The 2,422-nt window shown below is 66.6% G+C and carries 3 protein-coding genes; all 3 read right to left on the reverse strand.

All coding sequences use genetic code 11. From position 1 onward, the window contains the following. Positions 1-14: 14 nt before the first annotated feature. Positions 15-704, reverse strand: a complete 690-nt coding sequence (gene ftsE, locus FNH05_RS36085) for a cell division ATP-binding protein FtsE (protein ID WP_144593324.1) — start codon at positions 702-704, stop codon at positions 15-17. Between the two features lie 116 nt (positions 705-820). After that, a complete protein-coding gene (gene prfB, locus FNH05_RS36090) occupies positions 821-1,924 on the reverse strand; it encodes a peptide chain release factor 2 (protein ID WP_144593325.1) in 1,104 nt (367 codons plus the stop codon). Positions 1,925-1,996: 72 nt separating this feature from the next. Then, a partial coding sequence (locus FNH05_RS36095) for a PadR family transcriptional regulator (protein WP_144593326.1) occupies positions 1,997-2,422 on the reverse strand: 426 nt, incomplete at its 5' end.

Here is a 2,422-nt window from a genome sequence, read left to right on the forward strand (position 1 = left end):
CCAGTGACGAGGACCTAGCGGCCCACGCCGTAAACCCCCCTGGCGTCGTCGCGAGTCACCCTGCCGAGCTGCAGTTCGACCACGCGACGGCGCATGGAGTCCACGATGGAATGGTCGTGGGTGGCCATCAGCACGGTCGTTCCGGTGCGGTTGATGCGCTCCAGCAGCAGCATGATGTCCTGGCTGGTGTCGGGGTCCAGGTTCCCGGTCGGCTCGTCGGCCAGCAGCACCAGCGGCCGGTTCACGAACGCGCGGGCGATCGCGACACGCTGCTGCTCACCACCCGAAAGCTCGTTCGGCATCCGGTCCGCCTTGCCTTCAAGACCGACCAGTTCGAGCACCTCGGGGACGACCTTGCGGATGGTGTGCTTGGGCTTGCCGATCACTTCGAGGGCGAAGGCGACGTTCTCGGCCACCGTCTTGTTGTTGAGCAGCCGGAAGTCCTGGAAGACGCAGCCGATGGTCTGCCGCAGGCGGGGGACCCTGCGACGGGCCATCTTCGCCACGTCGAAGTTGGACACGAAGACTCGGCCCTTGCTGGGTACCTCCTCCCGCAGCAGCAGCCGCAGGAAGGTCGACTTCCCGGAGCCCGACGGACCGATGAGGAAGACGAACTCGCCCTTGTCTATGTCGACGGACACACCCTCCAAAGCTGGGCGCGTCGACGTCTTGTAGACCTTCGAGACATTGTCGAGCCGGATCACGGTGCGCCATCCTACCCATGGCGTTCACTGAGCCGGGGTGGGCGTCGCCCCAGGGGCCGAAGCAAGGGATGTTTGCTACGGAGTGTCCGTAGCAAACATCCCTTGCTCCACAGCCGCTAGACCGCGGCGGTCTGCTTCCGCCAGCGGATCCCGGCCTCGAGGAAGCCGTCGATGTCGCCGTCGAGGACCGCGCTCGGGTTGCCGACCTCGTGCTCGGTGCGCAGGTCCTTGACCATCTGGTACGGGTGCAGCACGTAGGAGCGCATCTGGTTGCCCCAACTGGAACCGCTGTCCTTGAGCGCGTCGAGTTCGGCCCGCTCTTCTTCCTTCTTGCGCTGCAGCAGCTTGGCCTGCAGCACCTTCAGCGCCGCGGCCTTGTTCTGCAGCTGCGACTTCTCGTTCTGACAGGACACGACGATGTTGGTCGGCAGGTGGGTGATGCGCACGGCGGAGTCCGTGGTGTTGACGCTCTGCCCCCCCGGCCCCGAGGAACGGAACACGTCGACGCGGATGTCCTTCTCCGGGATGTCGACATGGTCGACCTCTTCGACCTCGGGGAGCACCTCGACGTGGGCGAAGGAGGTCTGGCGCCGGCTCTGGTTGTCGAACGGCGAGATGCGCACGAGGCGGTGGGTGCCCTGCTCGACGGACAGGGTGCCGTACACATAGGGCGCGCTGACCTTGAAGGTGGCCGACTTGATCCCGGCCTCTTCCGCGTAGGAGATGTCGTAGACCTCGGCCGGGTAACCGTGCCGCTCGGCCCAGCGCAGGTACATGCGCATGAGCATCTCCGCCCAGTCCGCGGCGTCGACCCCACCGGCCTCGGAACGGATGGTGACGACGGCGTTACGGTCGTCGTACTCACCCGAGAGCAGGGTTCGGACCTCAAGGGCGTCGATGTCCTTGGTGAGCTGCGCGAGTTCGGACTCGGCCTCGGTACGGCTGGCCACATCGCCTTCCGCCTCGGCGAGTTCGTAGAGCACACCGAGGTCGTCGAGACGCTGCCGCAGGTCGGTGACGCGGCGCAGTTCGCTCTGCTTGTGCGAGAGCTGACTGGTGACCTTCTGGGCCGCGTCCGGATCGTCCCAGAGGTTGGGTTGGGATGCCTGCTTCTCCAGGTCGGCCACCTGGGCGCGCAGACCGTCCAGATCCATGACGGCCTCGACCTGCGCCAGTTTGCCGGCGAGGTCTTTCAGGTCGGTTTCGAACTCAGCACTCACAATTGTCAAGGTTACGGCAAGCGCCGCGACTGGCTACCGCGAACCGGCCACACCGGGCCGAGCCCGATCGGGTCAGCCCTCCGGGATCGCGTCGACGAGCTTCAGTGCCGCACGCGCATGGGCCTGGCCGAACTCCGCGACCGCCTTGACGTAGGGGTCCTCGGCGGCCTTGACCGCGGCCTTCGCTTCGTCGAGTTCTCGGCTGTAGGTGGCCCGGGCCGATTCGATCAGTGCCGCGCGCTGCTTCGCCGTGAGCGAACCGGCGTGGACCAGACGGAGGATGAGCGGACTGCGGAGGTGGTCGGGGCTGGCCTCGGAGGTGAGCCAGGCCTTGAAGGCCTTCTTCCCGGCGGCAGTGATCGCGTATTGCTGGCTGGAGCGCGGCCCTTGCTTGCCGAGCCGGACCAGGCCCTCCTTGGCGAGTGCGGGGAGTTCCCGGTACACCTGGCTGCGGGTGACGCTGAAGAAGGCACCGAACCGTTCCTCGGCGCTCGCGAC

Origin of the sequence: Amycolatopsis rhizosphaerae, assembly GCF_007713715.1 — a bacterium.
In the GTDB taxonomy this organism is placed as follows: domain Bacteria; phylum Actinomycetota; class Actinomycetes; order Mycobacteriales; family Pseudonocardiaceae; genus Amycolatopsis_E; species Amycolatopsis_E rhizosphaerae.